Here is a 26237-nt window from a genome sequence, read left to right on the forward strand (position 1 = left end):
CTGCCTTACGAGCTGCAACAGCAGTTCCGTCAACGGCACAGTGCACAGCTGCACAATCTGTATGGCCCGACCGAAGCGGCCATCGACGTGAGTTACTGGGCCTGCGATGAAGAAAATGATCGGCATCAGGTACCGATTGGCCGACCTATCGACAACCTGCGGCTGTACATCCTCGACGCATTCCTGGAACCCGTGCCGCAAGGCGTGGCAGGCGAGTTGTACATCGGCGGCGTGGGCCTTGCGCGGGGTTACCACCTGCGTCCGGGGCTGACCGCAGAGCGTTTCGTGGCCGACCCCTTCACGGCGGGCGAACGGCTGTATCGCACCGGCGACCTGGCTCGCTGGCGCGCAGACGGCGCCATCGAATACGTCGGGCGCATCGACCATCAAGTGAAGATCCGCGGATTGCGTATCGAACTGGGTGAAATCGAAGCCCGCCTGCAAGGGCTGGAATCGGTCGAAGAGGCCGTGGTGATTGCCCGCGACACCCCACAAGGCAAGCAACTGGTGGGTTATGTGGTGGTTCATGGCACTGAAGGCAGCGACAGCGAGAGCCTGCGCCGTGAACTGCTGGAGCACCTGCCGGAATACATGGTGCCTGCGCAGATTCTAGTGCTGCCCGCCATGCCGCTGTCGCCTAACGGCAAGCTGGACCGTAAGGCCTTGCCGGAGCCTGACTTCAGCCAGCAACAGAAGCAATACCAGGCGCCGCGTGATGAGCGCGAGACCCTGCTGGCAGGGATCTGGCAGTCGGTCCTGGGCATTGAGCGGGTCGGTATCGACGACAATTTCTTCGAGTTGGGCGGCGATTCCATTGTCTCGATTCAGGTGGTCAGCCGTGCCCGTCAGGCTGGTCTGCAACTGAGCCCGAAAGACTTGTTCCTGCACCAGACCCTCAAAGCCCTGGCCGCCGTTGCGCGTCAGGGTGACAGTGTGGCCGTGGTCAACGCACCTGCCAGCGGCCGCACGCCGTTACTGCCGATCCAGCACTGGTTCTTCGAACAGCAACTGCCACATCGCGCACACTGGAACCAGTCGGTATTGCTTGGTTGCCAGCAAACAGTGGACAGCACCGTGCTGGAGCGCGCCCTCGGGCACGTCTGCCAACTGCATGATGGTTTGCGCCTGCGTTTCGGCACTGAGCCGAGCAGTGCCGAATATGCCGTCTACGAACACGATCCCGAGCTGCTGTGGATTCGTCAGGCCGCAGATGCCGACGAATTGCTGATGCACTGCGAGGCGGCCCAGCGCAGCCTGGATTTGAGCCAGGGCCCACTGTTGCGTGCGCTGCTGGTGGAATTGGCTGATGGCAGCCAGCGCTTGCTGTTGGTGATTCATCACTTGGTGGTAGATGGCGTTTCCTGGCGAGTACTGCTGGAAGACCTGCAGACGGCTTACCGGCAACTGGCGAGCGGAGTCAGCGTGCAACTGCCACCGCGCAGCAGCTCGTTCCAGCAATGGGCCGAGCGGCTGGCGGCCCATGCCCACAGCGCCGAAATGAGCGCCGAACTGAAATACTGGCAGACCAGCCTGCAAGGTCCGAGCGGTGATTTACCAGCGCGTGACCCACAGGCCAGCCTGAGCGGACGCCATGCGCGCACGCACCGTGTTGAACTGGATGCCGCGACCACCGCCGCCTTGTTGCAGCAGGCCCCTGCGGTGTTCCGCACGCAGGTCAACGACCTGCTGCTCACCGCCCTGACCCGCAGTCTGTGCGCCTGGACGGGCGAAACCTCGGCGCTGGTGCAGCTCGAAGGACATGGCCGCGAAGCACTGTTCGACGACCTCGATCTAAGCCGTACGGTCGGCTGGTTCACCAGCCTGTTTGCCCTGCGCCTGCACGACGGAGGTGAGCCGATAGCAACGCTGAAGTCGGTCAAGGAACAACTGCGTGGCGTACCGCAGCGTGGCGTGGGCTATGGTCTGCTGCGTTACTTGGGTGGCGAAGGGCAAAGCCTGGCCGCACTGCCCCAGGCACGAGTCACGTTTAACTATCTGGGGCAGTTTGACCACAGTTTTGGCAGCGATGCTTTGTTCCAGCCTGCCAGCGAAAAATCGGGCGCCAACCGTGATGCCGAGGGTGCGCTGAGCAACTGGCTGAGCGTCGATGGCCAGGTCTTTGGCGGCAAGTTGAGCCTGCGCTGGACGTACAGCACAGCGATGTTCGATGACACAGCTATCGAGGCGCTGGCTCAGTCTTATCTCGAGCAATTGCAGGGTTTGATTGCACTGTGCCTGGAGGAAGGCGCGGGCGGTGTCACACCGTCTGACTTCCCGTTGGCAGGCGTGGAGCAAACGCAGCTTGATGCCTTGCCGCTGGCCGCTCGGCAAATCGAAGACCTTTACCCACTGGCACCAATGCAACAGGGCATGCTGTTCCATGCCTTGTATGAAAACGAGGGTGGGGTTTATGTCAACCAGTTACGCGTCGACATCGACGGTGTTGATGCCGAGCGCTTCCGTACGGCGTGGCAGGCTGCGCTGGACAGCCACGACAATTTGCGCGCGAGCTTCCTTTGGGAAGGTCTGGCGCAACCGCTGCAATTGATTCATCGGCAACTCAAACTGCCGCTGGAAGTGCTCGACTGGCGCCATCGCGACGATCAGGCCATCGGCCTTGAGGCGCTGGCCCAGGCGCAACGCGCCGCAGGTTTTGCCCTTGATCAGCCGCCATTGCTACGGCTGGTGCTGGTGCGGTGTGACGAGCAGCGTTACCAGTTGATCTATACCCATCACCACATCCTCATGGACGGCTGGAGCAACGCGCAGCTGTTTGCCGAAGTGTTGCAGCGCTACGCCGGGCAAGCCGTCGTAGCCAGTGGTCATTACCGCGATTACATTCAGTGGCTGCAGGGCCGTGATGCGTCCGCCAGCGAGGCTTTCTGGCAGACGCAACTGGCGGTGCTGGACGCGCCGACCCGCTTGGCAGAATGTGTGCCGCAGAGCACTGCGCAGGACGGTTTTGGCCAGGTACAACGCTTGTTGACCGTTGAGCAGGGCGCACGCCTGAGTGCGTTTGCCCGTCAGCACAAAGTCACCGTCAACACCGTGTTGCAGGCGGCCTGGGCGTTGCTGCTACAGCGCTACAGTGGCCAGTCCACTGTGGTCTTTGGCGCGACCGTGGCCGGGCGTCCGGCTGAGCTGGCCGGGATCGAGCAACAATTGGGCCTGTTCATCAACAGCCTGCCAGTGGTGGTCAGCCCGCGTGCCGAACAGCCATTGGCAGATTACCTGCAAGCTTTGCAGGTACAGAACCTGCAACTGCGTGAACACGAACACACCCCGCTGAGCAACATCCAGCGAGCCTTTGCACAGGGCGGCGAGGCGCTGTTCGACAGCCTGCTGGTGTTCGAAAACTACCCGGTTGCCGAGGCCTTGCGTCAGGCTCCGGGCGGTTTGAGTTTTTCCGGCATGCAGGCGCAGGAAAACACTAACTACCCGTTGACGCTGATGGTTGCTCAGGGCGAGCGACTGCGCTTGAACTTTGACTACCGTTGCAGCCATTTCCACGCGGACACCGTGCAGAGCATCGGCGACCAACTGTTGCACCTGCTTTGGCAGTTCTGTGCCGACGGTCGCCAGCCGCTGGGGGAAATCGGCTTGCTGGACAGCAGCGCCCGTCAGCGCGTGCTGCGTGATTTCAACGCCAGCGCCATGGACTATCCGCGTCAGGCCTGCCTGCATCATTTGATCGAGCAACAGGCTGCGCTCAATCCCCAGGCGCTGGCCCTGGACGACGGCAGTGCCCGGCTCAGCCACGCGCAGTTGAATGCGCGGGCCAATCGTCTGGCCCGCTGGTTGCGTGCTCAGGGTGCAGGCCCGGATTGTGCGGTCGGTGTTGCACTGGAACGTACTGTGCAGTTGCCTGTGGCGTTGCTGGCGGTGCTCAAGGCTGGCGCTGCGTATGTGCCGCTGGACCCTGAGTTCCCTGCTGAGCGTCTGGCGCACATGCTGGCCGACAGCGAAGTGCGCTTGCTGTTGACCCAGGAGCATTTATTGAGCGAACTGCCGGACAGCCAGGCGCAGGTATTCTGCCTTGACCGCGACTGGTCGCAACTGGACAGTCTGGCCGAGCACGACCTGCGCCCGGACGAATTGCAACGGCCAGTGAACATCGACGACCTGGCGTATGTGATCTACACCTCCGGTTCCACGGGCAAGCCCAAAGGCGTGGCCGTGCGTCATGGCGGGGTGGTCAACTTCATGTCAAGCATGGCTCGGGAACCGGGCCTGACAGGCCGCGACCGGGTGCTTGCGCTGACTTCGCTGTCCTTCGATATTTTCGCCCTGGAACTGTACCTGCCGTTGCTGGTGGGTGGCAGCGTGCAACTGGTGGACCGTGATTGCGCCCGTGACCCGACGCGGCTGCTGGCCACCGTGCTGGAAAAAGGTGTGACAGTGATTCAGGCGACGCCGTCGACCTGGACGCTGCTCAGCGCCCATGAGGATTTCTCGCGCCTGCAGGGCTGCCGTTTCTTCTGCGGTGGTGAGGCGCTGTCAGTCGAGTTGGCGGCGGTGCTCAGTGCCCAGGCGGATGAGCTGTGGAACCTCTATGGTCCGACCGAAACCACCATCTGGTCAGCGGCCTGGCGTATCCCTCGTGGCGGTCGGGCGTTGCTCGGCAAGCCGATTGCCAACACCCAACTGTACGTTCTGGATGCGGCACTGCACCCGCTGCCAGCAGGTGTCACCGGGGAGCTTTATATCGCCGGTGACGGCCTGGCACGTGGTTATCACGCACGGCCGGGGCTGACTGCCGAGCGCTTTGTAGCAGATCCGTTCAACGCGCAGGGCGGTTGTATGTACCGCACCGGTGATCTGGCGCGCTGGAGTCAGGACGGTGTGCTGGAGTATTTCGGGCGTATCGACCATCAGGTCAAAGTGCGTGGTTTCCGTATCGAACTGGGCGAAATCGAGTCGTGCCTGCTGGCGTGCGACGGGGTGCGTGAAGCGGTAGTGATTGCCCGCGAAACTCCATTGGGCAAGCAACTGCTGGGCTACGTCGTCGCTGACGGCGAGGCCGCTATCGGGCCCGAAGAGCTGCGCGCTGCGTTGCAGGCCCAATTGCCGGACTACATGGTGCCTGCACAGGTGATGGTGTTGACACGCATGCCACTGACGCCGAATGGCAAGCTCGACCGCAAGGCCTTGCCAGACCCGGATTTCAGCAGTTTGCAACAGCGTTATCAGGCGCCGCGCAGCGAGCTGGAACTGCGTTTGGCTGAGCTGTGGCAACAGGTACTGGGTCTAAAACAGGTTGGCATCGACGACAACTTCTTCGAGCTGGGTGGCGACTCCATCGTGTCTATCCAGTTGGCTGGCCGCGCACGCCAGGCCGGGCTGCAACTCAGCCCGCGACAACTGTTTGAGCACCCCACCGTCGCCCAGCTGGCACAGGTGATCACTGCTGTGGGCGCGCCTGCAGCGAATAGTGTCAGCGACTCGACGCCTGCACACACTGGGCATTTCCCGCTGGCGCGTCTGGACGCCGGGCAGATCGAGAAGCTGGGACTGGACCTGAATCAGGTCGAGAACCTTTACCCGCTGTCACCGATGCAGCAGGGCATGTTGTTCCATGCGCTGGACAATCCGGGATCCGGTCTGTACGTCAATCAGATCAGCGTGCCGGTAGAAGGCCTCGACAGCACGCGCTTCGCCCAGGCCTGGCGCCGCGCCGTGTCTCGCCACGACACGCTGCGCAGTGGTTTCATCTGGCAGAGCGGCCTGCGTGAACCGTTGCAGGTGGTGTATGCCACTGCCCCGGCGCAGTTGCGCCTGCGTGACGATGTGCAGGATATCGTCGCCTTCGCAGAAGCGGATCGTCTGGAAGGTTTCGACCTGGCCCGGCCGCCACTGCAACGCCTGACGCTGATCGATCTGGGTGAGGGTCGCCAGCATCTGATCTGGACCACTCATCACTTGCTGATGGACGGCTGGAGCGGCGCGCAACTGATCAAGGAAGTGCTGCAACTGTATGCAGGCGCCGAATTGCCAGCGGTCAGTGCGCGTTATGCGGACTACATCGGCTGGCTGCAACGCCAGGATGGTGTGGCCGCCGAAGCGTTCTGGCGTGCTCATCTGGCCCAGGTGCAGCAGCCGACACTACTCGCCGACAGCCTCTCGCGCCCGGCAGAAGGTGAGGGTCACGGCCTGAGTTACAGCCACTACGATGCGACCGCTACCGAACGCCTGAAAACCTATGCGCGCAGCCAGCGCATCACCCTCAATACCTTGCTGCAAAGTGCCTGGCTGTTGCTGTTGCAGCGTTACACCGGGCAGCAACAGGTAGTGTTCGGTGCCACGGTGGCAGGGCGTCCGGCACAACTGCCGGGTATCGACAGCCTGCTCGGGCTGTTCATCAATACCTTGCCGATTGCCCAGGCACCCCAGGCTCAGGATGATTTGGGCGAATGGCTGCGTCAGTTGCAGGCTTACAACGCCGAAGTACGCGAGTTTGAACACACGCCGCTGTATGACATTCAGCGTTGGGCCGGGCACAGCGGTCAGGCCTTGTTCGACAGCATCATCGTGTTCGAGAACTACCCGGTAGACGAGGCTCTGCGCCGTGATACCGGTAACGGCCCGCGCTTTGGCGAGCTGAGCCTGAAAGACGTGACCAACGTGCCGATGGACCTGGCTATACGTGTGGGTGAAGGCCTGGAGATTGAGTACCAGTACCTGCGCAGCCATTTCGACGCGGTGGCGGTCGAGCGTATTCGCGGCAACATGGAGCAGATACTCGACGCCATGGTCGCTGGTCAGGCGCGCTTTATTGGCGATCTGCAATGCCTGTCCGAGGCTGACCGCAGTGCCTTGAGCAATTGCCGTGGCCCGCATCAGGCTCGCTTGCCAGCGCCGCCTGTGCATCTGGCGATTGCAGATCAGGCGCGCTTGCGTCCGTCGTCAACTGCCTTGCTGTGCGGCACCGAACAGCTTGATTACGCCGCGCTGGAGCTTGGCTCCAATCAATTGGCGCATCATTTGATCAGCCTGGGTATCGGGCCGGAAGTGCGGGTCGGCGTGGTGCTGCCTCGCGGGGTTGCGATTCCGCTGGCACTGCTGGCAGTGCTCAAATCGGGCGGGGCTTACGTGCCGCTCGACGCGGATTACCCGCGTGAGCGTCTGGCGTTCCAGATGGCCGATGCCGGAATTGCGTTGCTGATTACTGACAGCCGACTGCGTGAGTGCTTGCCGCTGCCCGACGGAGTTCTGTGTCTGGAGCTCGACACGCTGGATCTGAGCACCGAACGCAGCGATGTGCCGGCGGTAAAACTGGAGCCTGAAAACCTCGCTTACATCATTTACACCTCGGGCTCCACGGGTCAGCCGAAGGGCGTCAGCGTGGCCCACGGCCCGTTGGCGATGCATTGCGCGGCGATTGGCGAGCTATATGAAATGGACAGCTCGACCCGCGAGCTGCACTTCATGTCGTTCGCGTTCGACGGTGCTCACGAGCGCTGGCTGACCACGCTGGTACACGGGGGCAGTCTGGTGCTGCGTGGTGAAGAGTTGTGGACACCGGAGCAGGTCTACACGGTGCTGCACGAGCAGCGCATTGATGTGGTTGCCTTCCCGCCGGCTTATCTGCAACAACTGGCCGAGCACGCCTTGCGTGACGGTAATCCGCCACCGGTGCGGATCTACTGCTTCGGTGGTGATGCTGTGCCGAACGCCAGCTTTGAACTGGCCAAAAAGGCGCTGCGTCCACAGTGCATCACCAACGGTTACGGGCCAACCGAAACGGTGGTGACCCCGCTGCTCTGGAAAGCCGACGCAAACACGGCTTGCGATGCGGCGTATGCGCCGATTGGTAAAAGCGTAGGTGCACGTCAACTGCATATCCTCGATCCGGACCTGCGCCCGGTGCCATTAGGTGTGGCGGGTGAGCTGTACATCGGTGGCGAAGGTCTCGCTCGCGGTTACCATCAGCGTCCTGACTTGACTGCCGAGCGTTTCGTGGCTGACCCGTTCAGCACAGACGGCGGCCGCTTGTACCGCACAGGCGATCTGGTGCGTGGCCGAGTCGATGGCGTGATCGACTATGTCGGGCGTATCGATCATCAGGTAAAAATTCGCGGGTTCCGTATCGAACTCGGGGAAATCGAAGCGCGTCTGCAGGAGCACCCGCAGGTTCGTGAAGCGCTGGTCGTCGCCCGCGACGGCCATAGCGGCAAGCAACTGATCGGCTATGTGGTCAACCACCCAGGCGTTGCGCTGACTGGCGACGACTTGCGCAGTTACCTGCGCGCACGGCTGCCGGACTACATGGTGCCGGTGCAGGTCATGCTGCTGGAACGCATGCCGTTGTCGCCTGCCGGCAAGCTCGATCGCAAAGCGCTTCCGGAGCCGCAATGGAACAGCGGCAGCTCGTATGTTGCACCACGTAATGACACCGAGCAGGTTCTGGCCGCGATCTGGCAAGAGGTGCTGCAGGTTGAGCAAGTCGGCATTCACGATAACTTCTTCGATCTGGGTGGCGACTCGATTCTCAGTCTGCAAGTGATTTCCCGGGTGCGTCAGGCCGAAGGCCTTGGGCTTGATATCCGTCTGCGTGATCTTCTGCAATACCAGACCATTGCCGGTCTGTTGGAGCGCGCCCAAGGGAGCACCGAAGCGGATGCTGCCGAGCCACAGGCGGTGGCCGAAAGTGTCGGTGATGAAGCGTTCGGGCTGATCCCGATTCAGCAATGGTTGTTCGAGCAGGACCTGCAAGCACCTGAGCACTTCAACCAGGCGATCCTTTTGCAGTGCCGCGAACCGCTGGACGTGGTGCATCTGGCTGCGGCGTTGCAAGCGGTGCTCAGCGAGCACGCCAGCCAGCGCCTGGCGTTTGTTCGCGGCAACGATGGCCAGTGGCGCCAGCGCTACTGCGAGCTGAGCGAACTGCAGGACGGACTGCGCGCCGACCCGGTGTTGTGGCTGCGTGATGCACTGGACAGCGAGGCCGCGCTTGCGATTGCCAACCAGGCCCAGCGCAGTCTGGACATTACCAACGGACGTTTGCTGCGGGCGGTTTACAGTGAGTTGGCCGACGGCAGTCAACGGCTGTTGCTGGTGGCTCACCACTTGGGTATCGACGGTGTCTCGTGGCGGATCCTGCTTGAAGACCTGCAACAGGCTTATACGCAGCTGTGCAACGGCCAGGTGCCGCGCTTCAGTGCGCGCACCAGCAGCTATCGGGCATGGGCGCAAAGTTTGCGCGAATATGCCGCGCATCCGCGTCTGCTGGCCGAGCTGCCGTACTGGTTGCAGCAAACCGAGCCTGCGGGCCTGGGCGAGCCGCCGCGGGATAACCCGCGTGGAAGCCAGCGTGTAGCGCATATGCAACAGGTGCAGTTACGCCTTGACCGCGACTTGACGGCGCAATTGCTGAAAGTTGCACCCGAGGCGTACCGCACGCAGATCAACGATTTGCTGCTCACGGCGTTGGGCCGCGTGCTGTGTCGCTTCAGTGACAGCGAGTCGGTGTTGCTCGGTCTTGAGGGCCATGGCCGCGAGGACATTTTCGAAGGACTGGATCACAGTCGCACGCTTGGCTGGTTCACCAGTCTGTTCCCGTTGCGCCTGACGCCGGGGCAGGGCGGTTATGCCGAGTCGGTTGTTGCCACTCGCGAGCAACTGCGTGCGGTGCCTGATAAAGGTATCGGGCATGGCGTGCTGCGTTACCTGGGTGATGCCCAGACGCGCCGCTTGCTGGCAGGCAGGGTGCAACCGCGTGTGACCTTCAACTACCTGGGGCAATTCGACCAGAGCTTTGATGACAAGGCGCTGTTTGCGCCGCTGCAAGAGCGCCCCGGCGATGCGTATGCCGCCAGTGCACCGCTGAATAACTGGCTGGAGATCATCGGTCAGGTTTACGACGGTGAGCTGGCATTACGTTGTCTGTTCAGTAGTCGGGTGTTCCGCACCACGACCGTCGAACAACTGATGGCGTTGTACCGCCAGGAACTGCAAGGCCTGATCCAGCACTGTTGCGCACAGGTCGCTGAACGCGAGCAGATGCCGGTATGAGCCGGACATTAGTTAATGAGGTGAGTATGTTGCACCCGGATATTTCTGCCTTTCTCGATATGGTTGACGACGGCCGCCAGGCCGGACGTCCGGCGCTTCATGAACTGAGCGTCGCGCAGGCGCGGGAAGAGTTCGAAGCCTCTTCGCAGGCGCTCAAGGCCAGTGCGCCGCTGATGCCGGTCGAGAGTTTGCTGTTGCCTGGGCGGCAAGGGCATGAATTGCCAGCGCGTCTGTACCAACCGGTATCCGACGCGTCGGCACTCAGGCCGGTATTGCTGTATCTGCATGGGGGCGGTTACACGGTGGGCAGTCTGGATTCTCACGACGGTCTGTGCCGTTCGCTGGCCCAGGCCTGTGGCTGTGCGGTGCTTGCACTGGGTTACCGGCTGGCGCCTCAAGCGCCATTCCCGGCAGCGCTGGATGACACCCGCGACGCCTGGGACTGGCTGCAAAAGAATGCCGCGTCTTACGGCCTCGACGTGCAGCGCATTGCTGTCGCAGGTGACAGTGCCGGGGCCACTCTAGCCAGTGTGCTGGCCGCCCAATTGGCCAGCGAGGGTGGGCCGCAGCCGCGAGCGCAATTGCTGTTCTACCCGGCAACTGACGCAACCCGGCGTAGCGAATCTCAAGAGCTGTTTGCGGAAGGTTATTTGCTGGAAACCGCCAGCCTGGACTGGTTCTATCACCACTACGCAGCGGATCTGGCACAGCGTCATGACTGGCGTTGTTCACCGCTCTATGCGGCTGATGCATTGCGCGGCAGTGCGCCTGCCTTGCTGTATGCCGCGGAATACGACCCGCTGCTGGACGAGGGCCTGGCCTATGCCGAAGCGTTACGCGAACAGGGCGTCTCGGTGCACGCGCAGTTGTGTCATGGCATGACCCATGACTTTCTGAGGATGGGCGGGCTGGTGTCCGATGTGGACAGCTACTTCCGGCAAGCGGCGCAGTTTCTCTCGCGTCACTGGTAAACATCGAGTGAAGCCTGAACAGGGCTCTGTTCAGGTTTCACCACGATTGGTATAGGTATCTACACATCTTTTCCATGCAGGGATTTTTGCGTACATATCCGTTACCGCGTTAAGGGCTTCTATTGGTTGCGCTTTTACAGCGCCTCACTTTTGAAAAGAGCCGGAAGCCGGCCCAGCCAAAAGTAAGCAAAAGGCTCATACCCACCACTCGGCCCCTCGCTGTCGCTCGGTGTACCCGCCCGCAGATCCTGAACCGTGGGCCGCTGCAATGGGCCATCCATGGCCCGGTGCAGCTAACCCGGCGTCCTGCCGGGTTGCCCACGGTTCAGAATCTGCGTTCGGCCAGCGTGGTTTAACGGGGCGCCCCAGATCAAAAACACGGCGGCCTGAAAGCCGACCTGTTTTCTTGGGTTTGCCGACATTCTGTAGGAGCTGCCGAAGGCTGCGAAGCGGAGTGTCAGGCAACAAATGCGTTGGCTGTGGTGACATCTCGCGAACAAGTTCGCTCCTACCGGCCGAGGCGATCCCGCCGTTTTCGCTCTGCTTTTGATCTGCTTTTGATTTTGATGTCAGGCGCCCCGTTAAACCACGACGGCCGGAATTCGATATTGCTGCGTGGGGGCTCTTGTTGAAGGAGGGGGCGGCAGGGATGCCGGTTTAGCTGCCTCAGGCCATGGATGGCCGGTGGCAGCGGCCCCACGCAGCAATGTCGGATTACGGGTATGCCGAGCGACAGCGAGGGACCCAGTGGTGGGGCAAGAGCGTTTTGGTTACTTTTGTCTGGGCCGGCTTCCGGATCTATCAAAAGTGACGCGCTGTAAAAGCGCAACCAATACATGCCATTAACGCGTTAACGGATATGTACACAAGAATTGCTGCATGAAAGTTGTGTAGATACCTATGCCACGATTGGCAGTGCAACCGATCAGCGCCGCTGGCGGTGCATCAGCCAGAGGAAGTACGGGCAACCGATAAAGGCTGCCAGCAACCCTGCAGAAACCGGCCACGGGTAAGCGATATTACGTCCCAGCCAGTCGGCTAAGAGCATGATCAAGCCGCCGATGATTGCACTCAGCAAGATCTGCGGCGCAGTACGGTGCACGCCGAGCTGGCGGGCGATGTGCGGCGCGATCAAACCAACGAAGCTCAGCGGGCCGACGATCAGCGTGGCGGTTGCGGTCAGCACTGCTGCCACGCCGAGAATCGCCAGGTGGCTGAGACGCAATGGCAAGCCGAGGGCCGAGGCCGTGGCGCCACCCAGGGTCAGCAAGTCCAGCGGCCGCGAAAGCAACAGGCTGACCAGCAGCATGACGCCAGCGACCACCAGCGCGGTCAGCGCGGCCGGACCGTCGACGTGATAGGTCGAACCGGTCATCCAGCTCAACAGCAAGGTCATGCGCGGGTCTCCGCTGGCCATCAGCAGCGTGCTCAATGCCCCCATCAGCGTTGTCAGGCAGACCCCGGTCAGTAACAGGCGCTCCGGGCTCAAGGCGCTGCGCCAGTTGAACCAGAACAGTGCGCCGAGTGTGAGCAGGGTACCGGCGCAGGCTGCTGGCACCATCAAAGCCTGTGGCTGTGGCACCAACAGGAACAGCACCATCACCCCCAACGCTGCACCGGAGCTGGCACCCAGTACTTCCGGGCTGGCCATCGGGTTGCCGGTCAGGCGCTGGATCAGCAAACCAGCCACCGCCAACATGACTCCAGCGCTGAGCGAACCCATTACCCGTGGCAATCGCCATTGCAACGCGCTGTCGAATTGCTCCGGGCCGCTCCAGTGCCAGCCGTGCAAGCCGATACCCAGGCTGATTGCCGGTATGACCAGCAACAAGAGCAGTACTGCACCGACGCTGATGTACCGGCCAGGGTTGTGAAGCCTGCGCCACGTGCTGCCCTGCTGCGCGACGATGCCGCCGTTGCGCTGACGCTTGAGCAGCCAAAGCAACAGCGGCACGCTAAACACGGCGGTGAGAATGCCGGCCGGCACTTCACCGACAAATCGTGAAAGCTCACGCGCGCACTGGTCCACCAGGCACAACAGCGCTGCGCCCATCAACGGTGCCCATATTAGCCTTTGGCGCAACGTGCGCGCGCCGCTGAGGCGGGCGATGGCTGGCGCTGCGAGGCCGACAAAACCGATGATGCCGACGGCACTGGTAACGAAGGCGCTGAGTGCCACGGCGACTACTAGCCCCAGGGTGCGCGTGGTCCGCAGCGAAACCCCAAGGCTGGCCGCGCTCTGGTCTTCAAGCCCCAGCACGGCCAGAGGCCTGGCGAGCAAACCGGCAATCAGTGCGGCGACGGCCAGACGAGGCGCCAGGTAAGTCACGCCTTCCCAGCCACTCTGGTTGAGTGAGCCGGCTTGCCAGAGCAGCAGGTCGACGAGGTAGTCATGGTTGAACAACACCAGCAGTGAATTGATGGCGTTGCAATACAGGCTGATCACCATGCCCGCGAGGATAAAGCGCAGCGAAGACATCGTGCGGCTCCAGGCGAAGGCGAACAGCGCCAGCGTGGCCAGCCCGGCACCGACCAGCGTCACTCCCTCCAGGCCATGCAGCAGCAGGGCTGGTGCGGCGATAGTGGCAATCGACAGGGCCAGATTGGCTCCGGCCGCCACGCCGAGCGTGACCGGCTCGGCCAGCGGGTTGCGCAGAATCTGCTGAAACAGCGTCCCCGCCAGGCCTAACGCAGCCCCTACCATCAGGCTGACCAGCAGGCGTGGTGCGAAGCTGAAATGCAGCAGGACCTGACGGCCATCGTCCAGGTCTGGGGTCCACAGTGCCTGCCACCACAGCGCGCTGGGCAGCAGGGCCTGTAAGCCATGCACCGCGATCAGCATCGCCAGCAAGGTCAGCACCAGAACCCAGGGCAGAGGTCCCTGGAACAGCGCAGGGCGAGGGGCCGCCAGGCCGATAGCCGGTTCAAGCATGCTCTTGTTCTCCGCGATGGCTCAGGTACGTGCCGATCAATTCGGCCAGGTTGAGTGCCGAGGCAGCCGCGCCGTACGGGAAGAATTTGCCCAGCGCCAGGGTGTTGCCGCGTCGTACTGCGGGCAGGTTTTCCCACAGCGCATTGGTCTGGCGCAGGCTCTGCAGGCGCGCCGACGTCGTCGGAATTTCGATGTACAGCAGGTGCGCGTCCGGGGTTTCGGCGAGTCGTTCGACGCCAATCAGGGAAATGCCCATGGCGCTGCTTGGGCCTTGCCAGGCATTGACGAGACCAAGCCGGTCGAGCACGTCCTGAATCATGCTGTTCTTGCCGTAGACCGTCGCATGGCGACCGTCCTGATTGAGCACTGCCACACAGATCGGCGGCTGAGGGCGTTGCGCCAGTTGTGCGCGCAGTTGAGCGAGACGGGTTTCACCTGCCGCGATCCAGCTTGCGGCCTGTTGCTCGCGGTCGATACGGGCTGCCAGCCGGGTCATGAAGCCAGTGGCGCTGGTCCATACGCTAAGGGCGCTGGGGTATAGATCGACCACTTCGGTAGGCGCAATGCCCTGCAGCGAGCGGGCGATGGCAGGCGGCATTTGATCGCTGAGGATCAATTGCGGGGACAGTTCTTTGATCAATTCAAGATTGGGTTCCCAGTAGGGGCCCACGTCGAGGACTTCGGGAGGCAGTGGCGCAGTGGGCATGCGTCGGCTGTAATAACTGCCGTCGGAGATCGCCAGTGGCGTGACTCCCAGCGTCAACAGCGTTTCGGCGGCAGCCCAGTTGATGGCGATGATACGTTGCAGCGGGGCGGCGAAAAGGCTCATGGTGGGCAGACCGCTGGTCAGCGCAAGGCCGCCCACGGCAAATCGCTTAAGCAGGTGACGGCGGGTCAGAGGCATGTTCGTCCTCCTCGGTGGTAACGGCTCATCGTGATCCTCCAAAAACGACACCGGGCCCCTTGATCCAAGGAGCCCGGCTGAGAGCTCAGCAACGCACTGACAGATACTGTCTGCCCGACGCAGCATTGTGCGGCGCGGACAGACGCATACCTGTGAAAGATCAGGCGTTGATCACCATTTGTATTTCACGCTGGTCAGCAAGGTGCGGCGCATGCCCGGGTAGCACTCGTACGAGTCATCGCAAGTGGCTGAGTATTTCTCGTCCAGCAGGTTTTGTGCATTGAGCGAGACAGTCACGCTCTTGTTGAGCGGGTAGCTCGCGCTCGCGTCGAACAGGGTGTAGTTGTCGATGTGGAAGGTGTTGGCGTTATCGCCGTAGAGCACGCCGGTATAACGTGCGCCGCCACCCAGGCTGAGGCCATTGAGGATCGTGTCGTGGAAGGTGTAGTTCAGCCAGGCTGAAGCCATGTGCTTGGGCACGTTGGCCGGACGATTACCCTCGTCGCCACGGTTGCTCTTGGTGATCTCGGCCTTGGTGTAGGTGTAGGACGCAATCAGGTCCCAGTTCTGGTCAAGTTTGGCCTTGACCTCGGCTTCGATACCGCGCGACTGCTGTTCGCCATTGGCGACCGAGAAAGCGGTATTGCCCGGATCCTGGGTCAGTACGTTGGTCTTGGTCAGGTCGTAGGCTGCCAGGGTCATCAGGATCGCGTCGGTAGGCTGGTATTTGACACCCGCTTCCCACTGGTGCGCTTCGCTCGAATCAAAGGCGTTGTTACTGCTGTCCAGGCCAGTATTAGGCGCAAAAGACTCGGAATAGCTGACGTACGGCGCCAGGCCGAACTCGGTCAGGTAGGTCAGGCCCAGACGGCCAGTGAAGGCATTGTCTTTCTGGTTCGTCGGGTCAGCGACGTGGTTGTCAAGGTCATTGCGCACATAGTCGTAGCGACCGCCTGCTGTCAGGATCCAGTGATCGTCGAACTTGATCTGGTCCTGAATGTAGCCACCGATCTGCTCGATGGTCTGGTCATAGTCGATCGAGCCGATGCTGTTGGCCTTGGTTGGGCGGGTCACCGGCTGGCCGTAGACCGGGTTGTAGACGTTCAGGTCCGGGCCGCGCACGCGCCAGCGAGTGACGTCGGCGTCCTGCCAGGTGTAATCCACGCCGGTCAGCAGCTTGTGCGTGAACGGGCCGGTCTGGAAGTCAGCCTGCAACTGGTTGTCCAGCGCAAAAGTGTTCATGTGCTGATCAAAACGGTCTGCGCCACGAATGGTGTTTCCGGTGCTGGTATCAACACTGAACGGCAGCAGGTTCTGGAAGATCACGTCTACCTGACCATAGCGGGCGTTCTGGCGGAATTCCCAGGTGTCGTCGAAACGATGACGGAACTCATAACCGAAGCTGTACTGATCCTGATTCAGGTGGTTGAAGCTGTGATCACCCATCAGCGTATCGGTGGTGTGCCCGTTTGGCGTGCTGTAAGCAAACAGCGAGCCGCCGTTACGGTCACGCAGGAAGTCGCTGAGGAACGTCAGGCTGGTGTCTTCGTCCGGTGCCCAGGTGAAGGATGGCGCGATGTAGAGGCGGTCGTCTTTGACTTCGTGGCCATCGTCGTAGTCCACCTGCGTGTTGGAGTCCCGTACCGAACCGACGACGCGATAGAGGAAGTGTTGCTGATCGTCCAGTGCGCCACCGAGGTCGAACTGGCCTTGTCGGCGGTCATAGTTGCCGACTGAAAGCTGTACTTCGTTGACATGGTTGACTTCGGGTTTCTTGCTGACGCGGTTGATGATGCCGCCAGCGTCACCTTGGCCGAACAGGGTCGAAGAGGGGCCTTTTACCACGTCGATACGGTCAAACGCATAAGGTTCGCTGCGGAAGAACGCATAGCTGTTGTTCTGCTGACGCAGGCCATTGAGGTAATCGCTGGTGGACTGACCGTTGAAGCCGCGAATGTACAGCCAGTCGAAACCTTTCGGATCCAGACCATAAGCTTCGACTTTGACGCCCGGGACGTAACGCAACGCATCCGTGACGGTTTGCGCGCCCTGGTCTTCCATCTGCTTGCGGGTGACCACGGAGATGGACTGCGGGATCTCGATCAGCGGCGTATTGGTCTTGCTGGCGCTGTTGCTGGTTTTCGGAACGTAGCTCTCGTAACCCTCTGGCACCGCCGCGCGACCGGAGATGATCTGGTCGGGGATGGTCAGTGGGCCGCTGGTCGGTGCTGCGGCAAGCAAGGTGACCCTGCTGCCTTCTATCTGATACTGGATGCCCGTCCCACGGAGCAGCGAGTTCAGTGCTTGCGTTGGTTCAATTTCGCCGTGCAGCTCGGGGCTGCGCAGGTTCTGCAATTGATCCGGGTTGAACACGATCTGCAAGTCAGACTGTGTACCGAGACTGATCAGCGCCGAACCCAGCGGTTGCGCCGGAATATCGATGCGCACCGGCGCGGCAATTGCGTTGGTGGCGGTCAGCGCCAGACCCAGGGCGGCGCTGCTGATCAACATTGCCAGATGGCTGATCGGGTGTTTGAGGGTTGGGGTATTGCTTTTACTGATCAAATTTTGCGCTCCTGAATACTGGTTTTTAATAAAACTTTTTTAGTTTTTTTAGTTTTTTGTGTTGGCGATGACAGACAGCTTTTTACAACTACGGCGCCACTGTAATCAGGGGCGCCGTGACGGATCAGGTGAGTGCGACGTCGGGGCTGGTTGACGAGGTATCCTTGTTCTTGCGCTGGACCTCGACGATTTTTCCTGCGCTCATCCGCAGTAATCGGTCGGCGACATCGAAGTAGCGATCGTCGTGAGAAATCACGATCAAGGTCTTGCCCTGGGCGCGCAGCTCCGGCAGCAACTCGGTGTAGAAAATGCGCCGGAACTCAGGGTCCTGGTCTGCGGCCCATTCATCGAACACCAGCACCGGGCGCTTCTCGAGCCAGGCTTGAACCAGAGCTAGACGTTTGCGCTGACCGGTGGACAGGTCGGTGGTGGAGTAGCTGTGGTCGTTCAGTGAGACCTTGTGGGCAATTTCCAGCCGTTCCAGATAGCGGTTGGCTTCGGCGGGGATTTCAGCGCTGTCCTTGAGCAGGTCTTCGAACAGGAAGTAGTCGGCAAAAATAGTCGTGAACAGCTGGCGATAGTCGTCACGGTTGCTGTCGTCGACAGGTTTGCCATCAATCAATACCTGGCCGCTCTGTGGCACATAAAGGCCCAATAGCAGTTTGATCATGCTGGTTTTACCGCAGCCGTTTTCGCCCGCAATAAACAGAATCTCACCGCGCTGGATGGTCAGGTTGAGCGGACCGACACCAAAACCAGTGCTGCCGTCTTCGGTAGGGTAGTGATAGCTCAGGTCACGCAGTTCGATCTGCTCAATGTCCAGGGTCTTGCGCTCATCGTCGCGCAACAGCAGGTTGGGCTCCGGAGAAGAGAAGCGAATCGACAGCTCGGCAATGCGCCGGAAAGCCACTTGGGCACGACTGACGATGGGCAGGTTGCCGACCAGATGCTCGAGCGGACCTTTCATGTACAGCAACACCAGAATAAAGCCGCTGAGGGTGGCTCTATCGGTGCTCGGCCAGATTGACTCATAGGCCAGAGCCAAGCCTATGACGATGAAGAACAGGGTGGAGCCGAAGCCTTTGGCGACCACAAACAGGTTGATCGAACGAACCTGGATATCGCAGATGCGATCAATGGTGCCTTGCAGGCGCTCGTTGTAGTGCTGGAAGCGGCGCGGGCGGCTGATACGCAGCTCCTTGGCGCCTTCCGCCAGGGCACGGTAGTGCTTTTGCAGTTCGTCTTCTTCTTCGCGAGCCTGAAAGAACCCACGGATGCCACGGCTGCGCACCAGAAACTGGATGGCGCTGCCAATGATGATGGCGACCGCCGTGGTGAGGAACATCGGTAGAGACAAGACCGCCAGGTAGCCCAGGCAGCTCAGGCAGACCGTCAGCGATACCGCCAGCGGTGCAAAGGCGAACACAAAGTCGCTGATGGTATCGATGTCGTGCGTCAGTACCGGGATCAGGCGATGACTGCGATAGCGCTCGATCTGCTCGATAGGGGCGGAGATGATCTTGCTGCCCAGCTCTTTACGTAACCGTGCAATGGAGTGCTGCCCGACATAGTTGGTGCCGATGTCAGAAATGATCGATCCCACCAGCGCCAGCACGCAGAGGCCGGCAAACCCTGCCAGCAAGCCTGATTGCATGCCACCTTCGGCATTCAGGCTGTGGTTGATGGTGGCAAGTAGCGCAGTGATGCTGGCGCCGCCGATGATGCCGAGGACCGTCGCCATCAGCAACTGTGGCCAGAACGGCCGCAGTAGCTTGAAAAGCTCACCAAGGGTGCTTTGTGGGGGAGTCTGCATCATTTTTTCCTAGGCTCTGCGGCCACCGTCGGGCACGCTGGAATTCAAGGGCTGATCGGTGCTTTGGCCCTGAGAGGCAAAGCCAATCCGAATCATTTTTGTTAAGACGAGTGAGCGAAGGAAAATTTAAGAAAAATTGCATACTGGCAATTAGCCTTTTTTGGTGCGGGATTCTTCGTCTGAGCCAGCCCTGTCATGAGCAGTCTCGCTGCTGTAAGAAAACAGCATTAATTCATAGGCTTATGCTGTGTTTGATAAGCGGGGCAGCGGCGTCTTTGACTCCGCGCTGTTGCGCAGCCGGCACTGCCCTGACCGGGACCGAATTCATCCGGGAAGTCGGCATTCCAGTGATAAAGCGAATCACTTTCCGATACTGCCTGCGAGGGCGGGTCGACTGCGCTTTGGTTGAGCGCTTCACTTCTGCGGTCAGATACGCAAATGAGAAACATTACTAAAGTTTTTCTGAGCGCTCTCGTCACTACCTTTGAATGCACTTTTGAAAGCGCTTCTTCTGGCCGATGCGCAGGTGTTGGAAAAGGCAGGCTGCGCCGTGAAGGCGGAGTAACGCCACCCTCAGGGTGAGGACGATTTATTCCGGCCCGCGTCGTGCTCCACAGCTACCGTGAAACAGGACACTGGCATCATGACTCAGTTGATCTCACCGACCTACGACGTACTTGGCATTGGCTTTGGTCCGTCCAATCTGGCGCTGGCGATTGCTTTGCAGGAACAGGCTCTGCAGCAGGGGCGCAATTATCAGGCGCTGTTCCTCGACAAGCAGCACGACTACCGCTGGCATGGCAACACCCTCGTCACCCAGAGCGAGTTACAGATTTCCTACCTCAAGGATCTGGTCACCTTGCGTAACCCGACCAGTCCTTTCAGTTTCGTGAATTACCTGCACAAACACGACCGACTGATCGACTTCATAAACCTGGGCACACTTTATCCGTGCCGTATGGAATACAACGACTATCTGTGCTGGGTAGCCCGACAATTTTCCGAGCAGTGCGCCTATGGCGAAGAGGTTTCCCGCGTTGAGCCCGTGCAAGGTCCTGATGGCATAGAGCTGCTCAAAGTGCTGTCCACCGATGTGCGGGGTCAGGAGCGTTTCCGTCTGACGCGCTCCGTGGTCGTCAGTACCGGTGGGACGCCGCGCATCCCGGCGGCGTTCAGTCATCTGCGTAACGACGCGCGCGTGTTCCACCACTCGCGCTACCTGGAAAGTATCGCCAAACAGCCATGCCTGAAGAACCCGTCGATGCGCATTGCGGTGATTGGCGGCGGGCAGAGTGCGGCCGAGGCGTTCATTGACCTTAATGACAGCTACCCGTCGGCGCAGGTCGACATGATTCTGCGTGCAGCGGTGCTAAAACCAGCGGATGACAGCCCTTTCGTCAACGAAATCTTCGCGCCGAGCTATACCGATCTGGTGTTCAACGAGCCGCAGGCAGAGCGTGAAAAGTTGATTCAGGAATACCACAACACCAACTATTCAGTGGTGGACCTCAACCTGATCGAGTCGATCTATTCGATTTTTTACCGACAGAAAGTTGCCAATCAGCAGCGTCATGCGTTTCTTAGCCGGCGCACTGTCGAGTTGGCCGGTGCCGACAGCAATGGCATCGAACTGACCCTGCGCGATAGCGCCACCGGCGCGACCGAGCAACGCCGTTATGACGTGGTGATTCTGGCTACCGGTTATCAGCGCAGCTCCCATCGCGAGCTGCTCGCGCCGCTCAAGGATTACCTTGGCGACTATGAAGTGGGTCGCGATTACCGTTTGCAAACCGATCCGCGACTGCGTGCAGGCATCTACATGCAGGGCTTCAGCCAGGACAGCCACGGCCTTAGTGACACGCTGCTGTCGGTGTTGCCGATGCGTGCTGCGGAAATCGCTGCATCGATTTTCGACCAGCCACAGGGTGGCAAAAGCATCAATCGCGATACGAAGAGCCGGGCGGCACAAAGTGCCTGAGCGACTGTGATTGCGGTGTGATTTACACATCCGGACTAAATCCGCAGCGCCCCTGAGCGTCATACGAACCTGGGGCGCTGTTTTTCAATGCGCATCTTTTTCGCGGCCCGAGGTGGTCCTGCCATGTCCTGCAACTCTACTAACGGAACGTTGTTACTGCCCGACGGGCGCCGACTGTTCGCCGATGCAGGCGAGCGCTTCCTTATGTTTCTGGTAGACGATAAGCCGCTGCTTGAAGTGGCGCGTGACGGCGATGTCTGGCGGGTGCCGCATGATCGCGAGCCGTCACAGCTTGATTTCGCACTGTGGTCATTGGCTGCGCTGATGGTGCAGAGCCGCGAAGTGTTCTTCGAGCAATGCCGGTTATGTTGACGTTATTTCACCTGGCCGTGATCAATCCCGACTCCAGGCAGCGCGGGGCGCAAGCATGATTGCTGCCCTCGCGCCGCTGTTCATTGGGCAGTTCGCAAGCTATCGCGACGTGCTGGTAACGCGTGATGACCCTCGGCCCTCGATTGCTTCCACGCGCCTGTTGCAGCCTGAGTATCTGGAGCCTGTGCTGCAGCGTTTTTCACCGGAACACGCGGGCCAGGACCGTCGCGCCCTGGCGTCACAATGGTCGAAGTATTATCTGGTCAAACTGATTCCACCGGTGGTGGCTGCTGCTCTGGTACTTGGCCGTCGCCTGCCGTTGGACTTTGCTGACGTCGAGGTGGTGCTTGATGCACAGGGCTTGCCTGAAGCCTTCAAACTGAAGGGCGACGGCGAGGTGTTCAGTAGCCCGCCGAGCGATCCGTTCCAACGTTTCAGTGACCTGATCGACGCCCATTTGCAGCCTTTTGTGCAGGGCCTGGCCAGTGAGGTCAAGCTCTCACCCAAAGTGCTGTGGAGCAACGCCGGTAACTATTTCGAGTGGTTTATCGGTGAAATGGCGCGAGTGCCGCTGCCGCCGCATCTATTGGCGGATGGCAAGGCACTGTTGGAAACCGAATGGCGCCCTGACGGCTCACGCAATCCGCTGTTTTTACCGATTCGCTACGAACCCGTGTCCTGTGACCTGCGCGCCGACGGACGCTGGCGTCAACGGCGAGTCTGTTGCATTCGCTATCGTCTGGACACGCTGGCTCATTGTGATAACTGTCCTTTGATCGACGAGCCGCCGCCGGAAATGATCACCCTCTAGCCGCCCTTGGCGCTGCCGGGCGGTAAACCACCGCGCAGCGCTCAGTTGTTCACGTCAATCAGTCACCTCAATCGGTCAGATTGGGTAGCTGATCGGTGAGCCGTCGACAGGGTTGGGCAGCACGCCCATCGCAATGCCATAAATGTCTTGCAGGATTTCACTGCGCATCAGTTGGCCTGGACTGCCCTGGGCCAGCAAACGTCCACCGTGCAGTGCCAGCAGATGGTCGCAATAACGAGCTGCCATATTGACGTCATGCAAGACCACCAGCACCCCAAGGTTGAGTTCGCGGCTAAGGGTCTTGACCCTGCCGAGCACTTCCACCTGATGGGCGATGTCCAGTGCAGACGTCGGCTCGTCGAGCAGCAGGAAACGGCTGTTTTGCGACAGCAACATGGCCAGCCAGACCCGTTGGCGCTCGCCACCGGACAACTGGTCGACCATCCGTTCGGCAAAGGTGTCGGTGTCGGTCAATTCCAGCGCGCGATCAATGTGCATGTTGTCTTCGCGCGTCACGCGACCCAGCGCCCCATGCCAGGGGTAACGCCCAAAAGCGACCAGTTCGCGGACATTCAAACTGTCGGTTTGCGGCAATTGTTGGGGCAGGTAAGCGACCTGACGGGCGAAATCGCGACTGTTCCAGCTGCTGAGCGGCTTGCCGTCCAGGCTGATCGTTCCTGAGGACGGTTGCAGCTGACGGGCCAACAGTTTGAGCAGGGTCGATTTGCCCGAGCCGTTGTGACCGATCAGGCCGATCATCTGGCCATGGGGCAGCTGCATGCTGAGGGGTTGGAGCAGAGTGCGCTCGGTGACGTTGAGGCTGACGTTTTCCAGATCGAACATTAAGTCACCCTGAGACCGATTGAATCGCGGGGGGAGGAGTATAGGTTTTAATGCTAATGAGAATCAATGTTGAAAATGGGGATCGGGTATGCCGAGCGACGATGAGGCCCCCAGTGACGGGGCAAGGGCGTTTTGCTTACTTTTGGCTGGGCCGGCTTCCGGCTCCATCAAAAGTGAGGCGCTGAAGAAGCGCAACCAATATTAAGCCGTTACCCCAAAACGGATCTGTACACCAAAATGCACTATCCGAAGGTGAGGTCTCTGCCAGCCAGAGTGCCGCCCAGACCTGAACCCCAACTGAACATCCCGTGCTCTTGCCAAGAAAACCTTTGGATACCTGAACTTATCTGCATTTTCTGCCTCTCATGCCGGTAGCCATTGATCGCGGCACCCTGATAAGCTCGCGGCTTTACTCGTTTGCCCTATTGGCGCATGAACAAGGAATCAGAATGAAACAGCATCGGTTGGCAGCGGCGATTGCCCTGGTCGGTCTGGTACTCGCAGGTTGTGATAAGCAAGCCAGCACTGTTGAGCTGAAAACCCCGGCACAAAAAGCGTCTTACGGCATTGGTCTGAACATGGGCAAGAGCCTGGCTCAGGAAGGCATGGATGACCTTGACTCCAAAGCAGTAGCTCTCGGTATCGAAGATGCCGTTGGCAAGAAAGACCAGAAACTGAAGGACGAAGAATTGGTTGAAGCCTTCGCAGCGCTGCAAAAGCGTGCCGAAGAGCGGATGGCCAAAATGAGCGAAGAGTCGGCTGCAGCCGGCAAGAAATTCCTCGAAGAAAACGGCAAGAAGGCAGGTGTAGTAACTACCGCTTCTGGCCTGCAGTACGAAATCGTCAAGAAAGCCGATGGCCCTCAGCCTAAGCCAACTGACGTAGTGACTGTTCACTACGAAGGCAAGCTGACTGATGGCAAGGTTTTCGATAGCTCTGTTGAGCGTGGCAGCCCGATTGATCTGCCGGTTAGCGGCGTGATCCCAGGTTGGGTCGAAGGTCTGCAACTGATGCACGTTGGCGAGAAGATCAAGCTCTACATCCCGAGCGATCTGGCCTACGGCGCACAGAGCCCAAGCCCGACAATCCCTGCCAACTCGGTTCTGGTGTTCGATCTTGAACTGCTGGGCATCAAGGACCCTGCTGCTGCAGGCGCACCTGACGCCGAAGAAGAGCCGGCGGCTCCCGCTTCCAAGTAAGCGACGCACCGGTTTGACCTCAACGCCCCGTTTCGACGGGGCGTTGTCGTTTCTGGTCGAACGGATTCGGATGAGCGCAGTCCGAGTAAGATGAACGGGCTGTAGAAGCCGAGTGCTTTGTCTGACGATCCAACATTTTTGTGACAGTGGCTGTGGGTAACTTCTGGGCAGGCTTAAGTCAACGATTTTTATAGCTTTTTTTATGTGACTAAAAAACGCCCGATTTGACTCCGGACCCCGTAAAACAAGGGTTGTGGCCAGAAAAAACGCCTCTGTTCACAAGGTTATCCACAAGATGTGTGGATAACCTTTTTGAGTATCAGGCACCGACTTTTGTATGGACGGTGTTTATCGGCAACAAACGTCGTTCAACGGGAGTGGACATGAAAGCACCCTGGAATTTGCTTCGATATCTACCTATGGCGCGAAGATTGATCGCTGCCGGACGCTTGCCGGCCTTGCTATTCGCCGTTGCACGCAAGGGCTCTGCTGAAGGCAGTCGCCTTGGCAAGATAAAAGATGACCTGCGTCTGCTTCAGGCTCTGTGTCTGGCTTACTGGCGTGGCGAGTATCGATCGATCAGCCCCAAAGCGCTCCTGTCCATCGTGGCAGGGCTGATGTACTTCCTGAGCCCGCTTGATGCGATACCTGACTGGATCCCCGGGCTGGGCATGTTCGATGACATTGCCGTTCTGGCCTGGATCATGAAAAGTCTTGATGGCGAGTTGAATGCGTTCCGCGAGTGGCGTGCACGTCAATCACCGGAGAAGCTGATTGTGGTCGAGCGTCTGCCTGCCACTGCTGCTTTGCTTGAACAGGAAAAAGCCAAGGATTGACCGATCAGTCCTCTCAACCCGATCAGATGCTGGGGGGCGCATTCGGGGTGGGCAAGTCGCCCATGACCGCTGTTAAACTGCGGCCATGGGAATAAACCTACTCGATGTGTGTAGTTGTCCTACATGGGGGTTGTATGGATTTGCAGGTTATTTCTCGCGATGGTGAGCCGGAGTACGCTGTTCTGCCGTGGGCTCAGTATCAGGCGTTGCTCAAGGCCGCCGGTATTTCTGGTCACTCGCAGGCTCAGCCAAATCCCGCCCCGGCCGTTTCTGTTGGCGAGGTTGCCGAACTGCCGGGTCTTGATCAGTTAGCGGTGTTACGTGCCGCCAAAGGGCTTGAAGTCGCGCAATTGGCGAGAACCGTCGGCATCAGCCCGTCGTATCTGGAAATGATCGAACGTGGCGAGCGTATACCTGACGCCGCGATTCTTCGCAGCCTGGCGTGGGAAATGGGTTTGACGGGCTGGCGAGGTGAGCAATGAGTGTGCGCATCAGCCGTCAGCATTGGGACGGGTTGCTGGCCGAGCTGGATCAAGCGCGCCGCCAGCGTCATCTGTTGACCTATCGTGCATTGCTGGAGCGCTTGCAGTTGCCAAGCCCGGCCATGCAGACCCTGACCGCTGCGCTGGAACATCTCGCGGCTATTGACGCCAAGGCCGAGCAACCATTGCGCAGTTCGCTGGTGATCAGCCAGGGCGCGAGCCGGTTGCCGCGTACCGGTTTCTTTGAGTGCGTTGAGCGTCTGGGGCGGTTTTCAGGGCCTTCGGATGGCGTTGCTGCCGCGTCGTGGCATGCTTCTGAAGTGGTTCGGGTGTTTGAGTTCAGTTATCCCGAGTAACCGCAGCTGGGACAGAATTGTCCTGTGTGAGATGTATGGTTGCCTACAGCGTAGCCCTTGAACTTGTAGGACCGGCTTTAGCCGGGAGGGCGGTATTTCTGCCGATGGATATATGGCGTATTTCCCGAAGTCCTCCCGGCTAAAGCCGGTCCTACGGGATGTGT

The 26237-nt window shown here is 60.0% G+C and carries 14 protein-coding genes; 9 read left to right on the plus strand and 5 right to left on the minus strand.

The genetic code is table 11. The annotated features are described in order from the left end of the window. Together AO242_RS16315 and AO242_RS16320 are read left to right on the plus strand one after the other, a co-directional pair. Nucleotides 1-10011, plus strand: a 10011-nt coding sequence (locus tag AO242_RS16315; protein ID WP_099269554.1) for a non-ribosomal peptide synthetase, incomplete at its 5' end; no start/stop codon positions are given. Between the two features lie 26 nt (nucleotides 10012-10037). Next, a complete protein-coding gene (locus tag AO242_RS16320) occupies nucleotides 10038-10982 on the plus strand; it encodes an alpha/beta hydrolase (RefSeq protein WP_099269555.1) in 945 nt (314 codons plus the stop codon). 925 nt (nucleotides 10983-11907) lie between these two features. On the opposite strand, the gene fhuB is transcribed toward AO242_RS16320, so the two are convergent. The 4 genes from fhuB to AO242_RS16345 form a co-directional block, all read right to left on the minus strand. Further along, complete coding sequence (fhuB, locus tag AO242_RS16330) at nucleotides 11908-13914, minus strand: Fe(3+)-hydroxamate ABC transporter permease FhuB (RefSeq protein ID WP_099269556.1); 2007 nt, start codon at nucleotides 13912-13914, stop codon at nucleotides 11908-11910. Then, the gene (locus AO242_RS16335) at nucleotides 13907-14818 is read right to left on the minus strand and encodes an ABC transporter substrate-binding protein (protein WP_099269557.1); all 912 of its coding nucleotides are present in this window, start codon (nucleotides 14816-14818) and stop codon (nucleotides 13907-13909) included. Before AO242_RS16335 ends, fhuB begins: the two co-directional genes overlap by 8 nt. Before the next feature lie 171 nt (nucleotides 14819-14989). Continuing rightward, nucleotides 14990-17329 (minus strand): TonB-dependent siderophore receptor, encoded by a 2340-nt coding sequence (locus AO242_RS16340; RefSeq protein ID WP_099269848.1) that lies wholly within the window; start codon nucleotides 17327-17329, stop codon nucleotides 14990-14992. 178 nt (nucleotides 17330-17507) lie between these two features. Continuing rightward, nucleotides 17508-19196, minus strand: coding sequence for a cyclic peptide export ABC transporter (locus AO242_RS16345; RefSeq protein ID WP_164581711.1), 1689 nt, complete (start codon nucleotides 19194-19196; stop codon nucleotides 17508-17510). Nucleotides 19197-19839: 643 nt separating this feature from the next. Between AO242_RS16345 and AO242_RS16350 the strand changes: the two genes are divergently transcribed. The 3 genes from AO242_RS16350 (at nucleotide 19840) to fhuF (ending at nucleotide 22357) form a co-directional block, all read left to right on the plus strand. Further along, nucleotides 19840-21174 (plus strand): lysine N(6)-hydroxylase/L-ornithine N(5)-oxygenase family protein, encoded by a 1335-nt coding sequence (locus AO242_RS16350; RefSeq protein WP_099269559.1) that lies wholly within the window; start codon nucleotides 19840-19842, stop codon nucleotides 21172-21174. A 123-nt stretch (nucleotides 21175-21297) separates the two neighbouring features. Continuing rightward, a complete protein-coding gene (locus AO242_RS16355; RefSeq protein ID WP_141562223.1) occupies nucleotides 21298-21546 on the plus strand; it encodes a hypothetical protein in 249 nt (82 codons plus the stop codon). Nucleotides 21547-21601: 55 nt separating this feature from the next. Then, on the plus strand, nucleotides 21602-22357 hold the full coding sequence (gene fhuF / locus AO242_RS16360) for a siderophore-iron reductase FhuF (RefSeq protein ID WP_099269561.1): 756 nt from the start codon (nucleotides 21602-21604) through the stop codon (nucleotides 22355-22357). 75 nt (nucleotides 22358-22432) lie between these two features. Here the strand turns inward: fhuF and AO242_RS16365 are convergent, their stop codons facing one another. Further along, a complete protein-coding gene (locus tag AO242_RS16365; protein WP_099269562.1) occupies nucleotides 22433-23200 on the minus strand; it encodes an ATP-binding cassette domain-containing protein in 768 nt (255 codons plus the stop codon). 449 nt (nucleotides 23201-23649) lie between these two features. Between AO242_RS16365 and AO242_RS16370 the strand changes: the two genes are divergently transcribed. From AO242_RS16370 to AO242_RS16385, 4 genes are all read left to right on the plus strand, one after another. Then, complete coding sequence (locus AO242_RS16370; RefSeq protein ID WP_087265420.1) at nucleotides 23650-24399, plus strand: FKBP-type peptidyl-prolyl cis-trans isomerase; 750 nt, start codon at nucleotides 23650-23652, stop codon at nucleotides 24397-24399. Nucleotides 24400-24782: 383 nt separating this feature from the next. Beyond that, nucleotides 24783-25235, plus strand: a complete 453-nt coding sequence (locus AO242_RS16375) for a YkvA family protein (protein ID WP_027899635.1) — start codon at nucleotides 24783-24785, stop codon at nucleotides 25233-25235. Between the two features lie 134 nt (nucleotides 25236-25369). Continuing rightward, a complete protein-coding gene (locus AO242_RS16380; protein ID WP_099269563.1) occupies nucleotides 25370-25717 on the plus strand; it encodes a helix-turn-helix domain-containing protein in 348 nt (115 codons plus the stop codon). Next, nucleotides 25714-26073 (plus strand): hypothetical protein, encoded by a 360-nt coding sequence (locus AO242_RS16385; protein WP_027899633.1) that lies wholly within the window; start codon nucleotides 25714-25716, stop codon nucleotides 26071-26073. Before AO242_RS16380 ends, AO242_RS16385 begins: the two co-directional genes overlap by 4 nt. The last annotated feature ends 164 nt before the right edge of the window (nucleotides 26074-26237 follow it).

The sequence above is a fragment of the Pseudomonas sp. ICMP 561 genome, assembly GCF_002699985.1.
GTDB lineage: Bacteria > Pseudomonadota > Gammaproteobacteria > Pseudomonadales > Pseudomonadaceae > Aquipseudomonas > Aquipseudomonas quasicaspiana.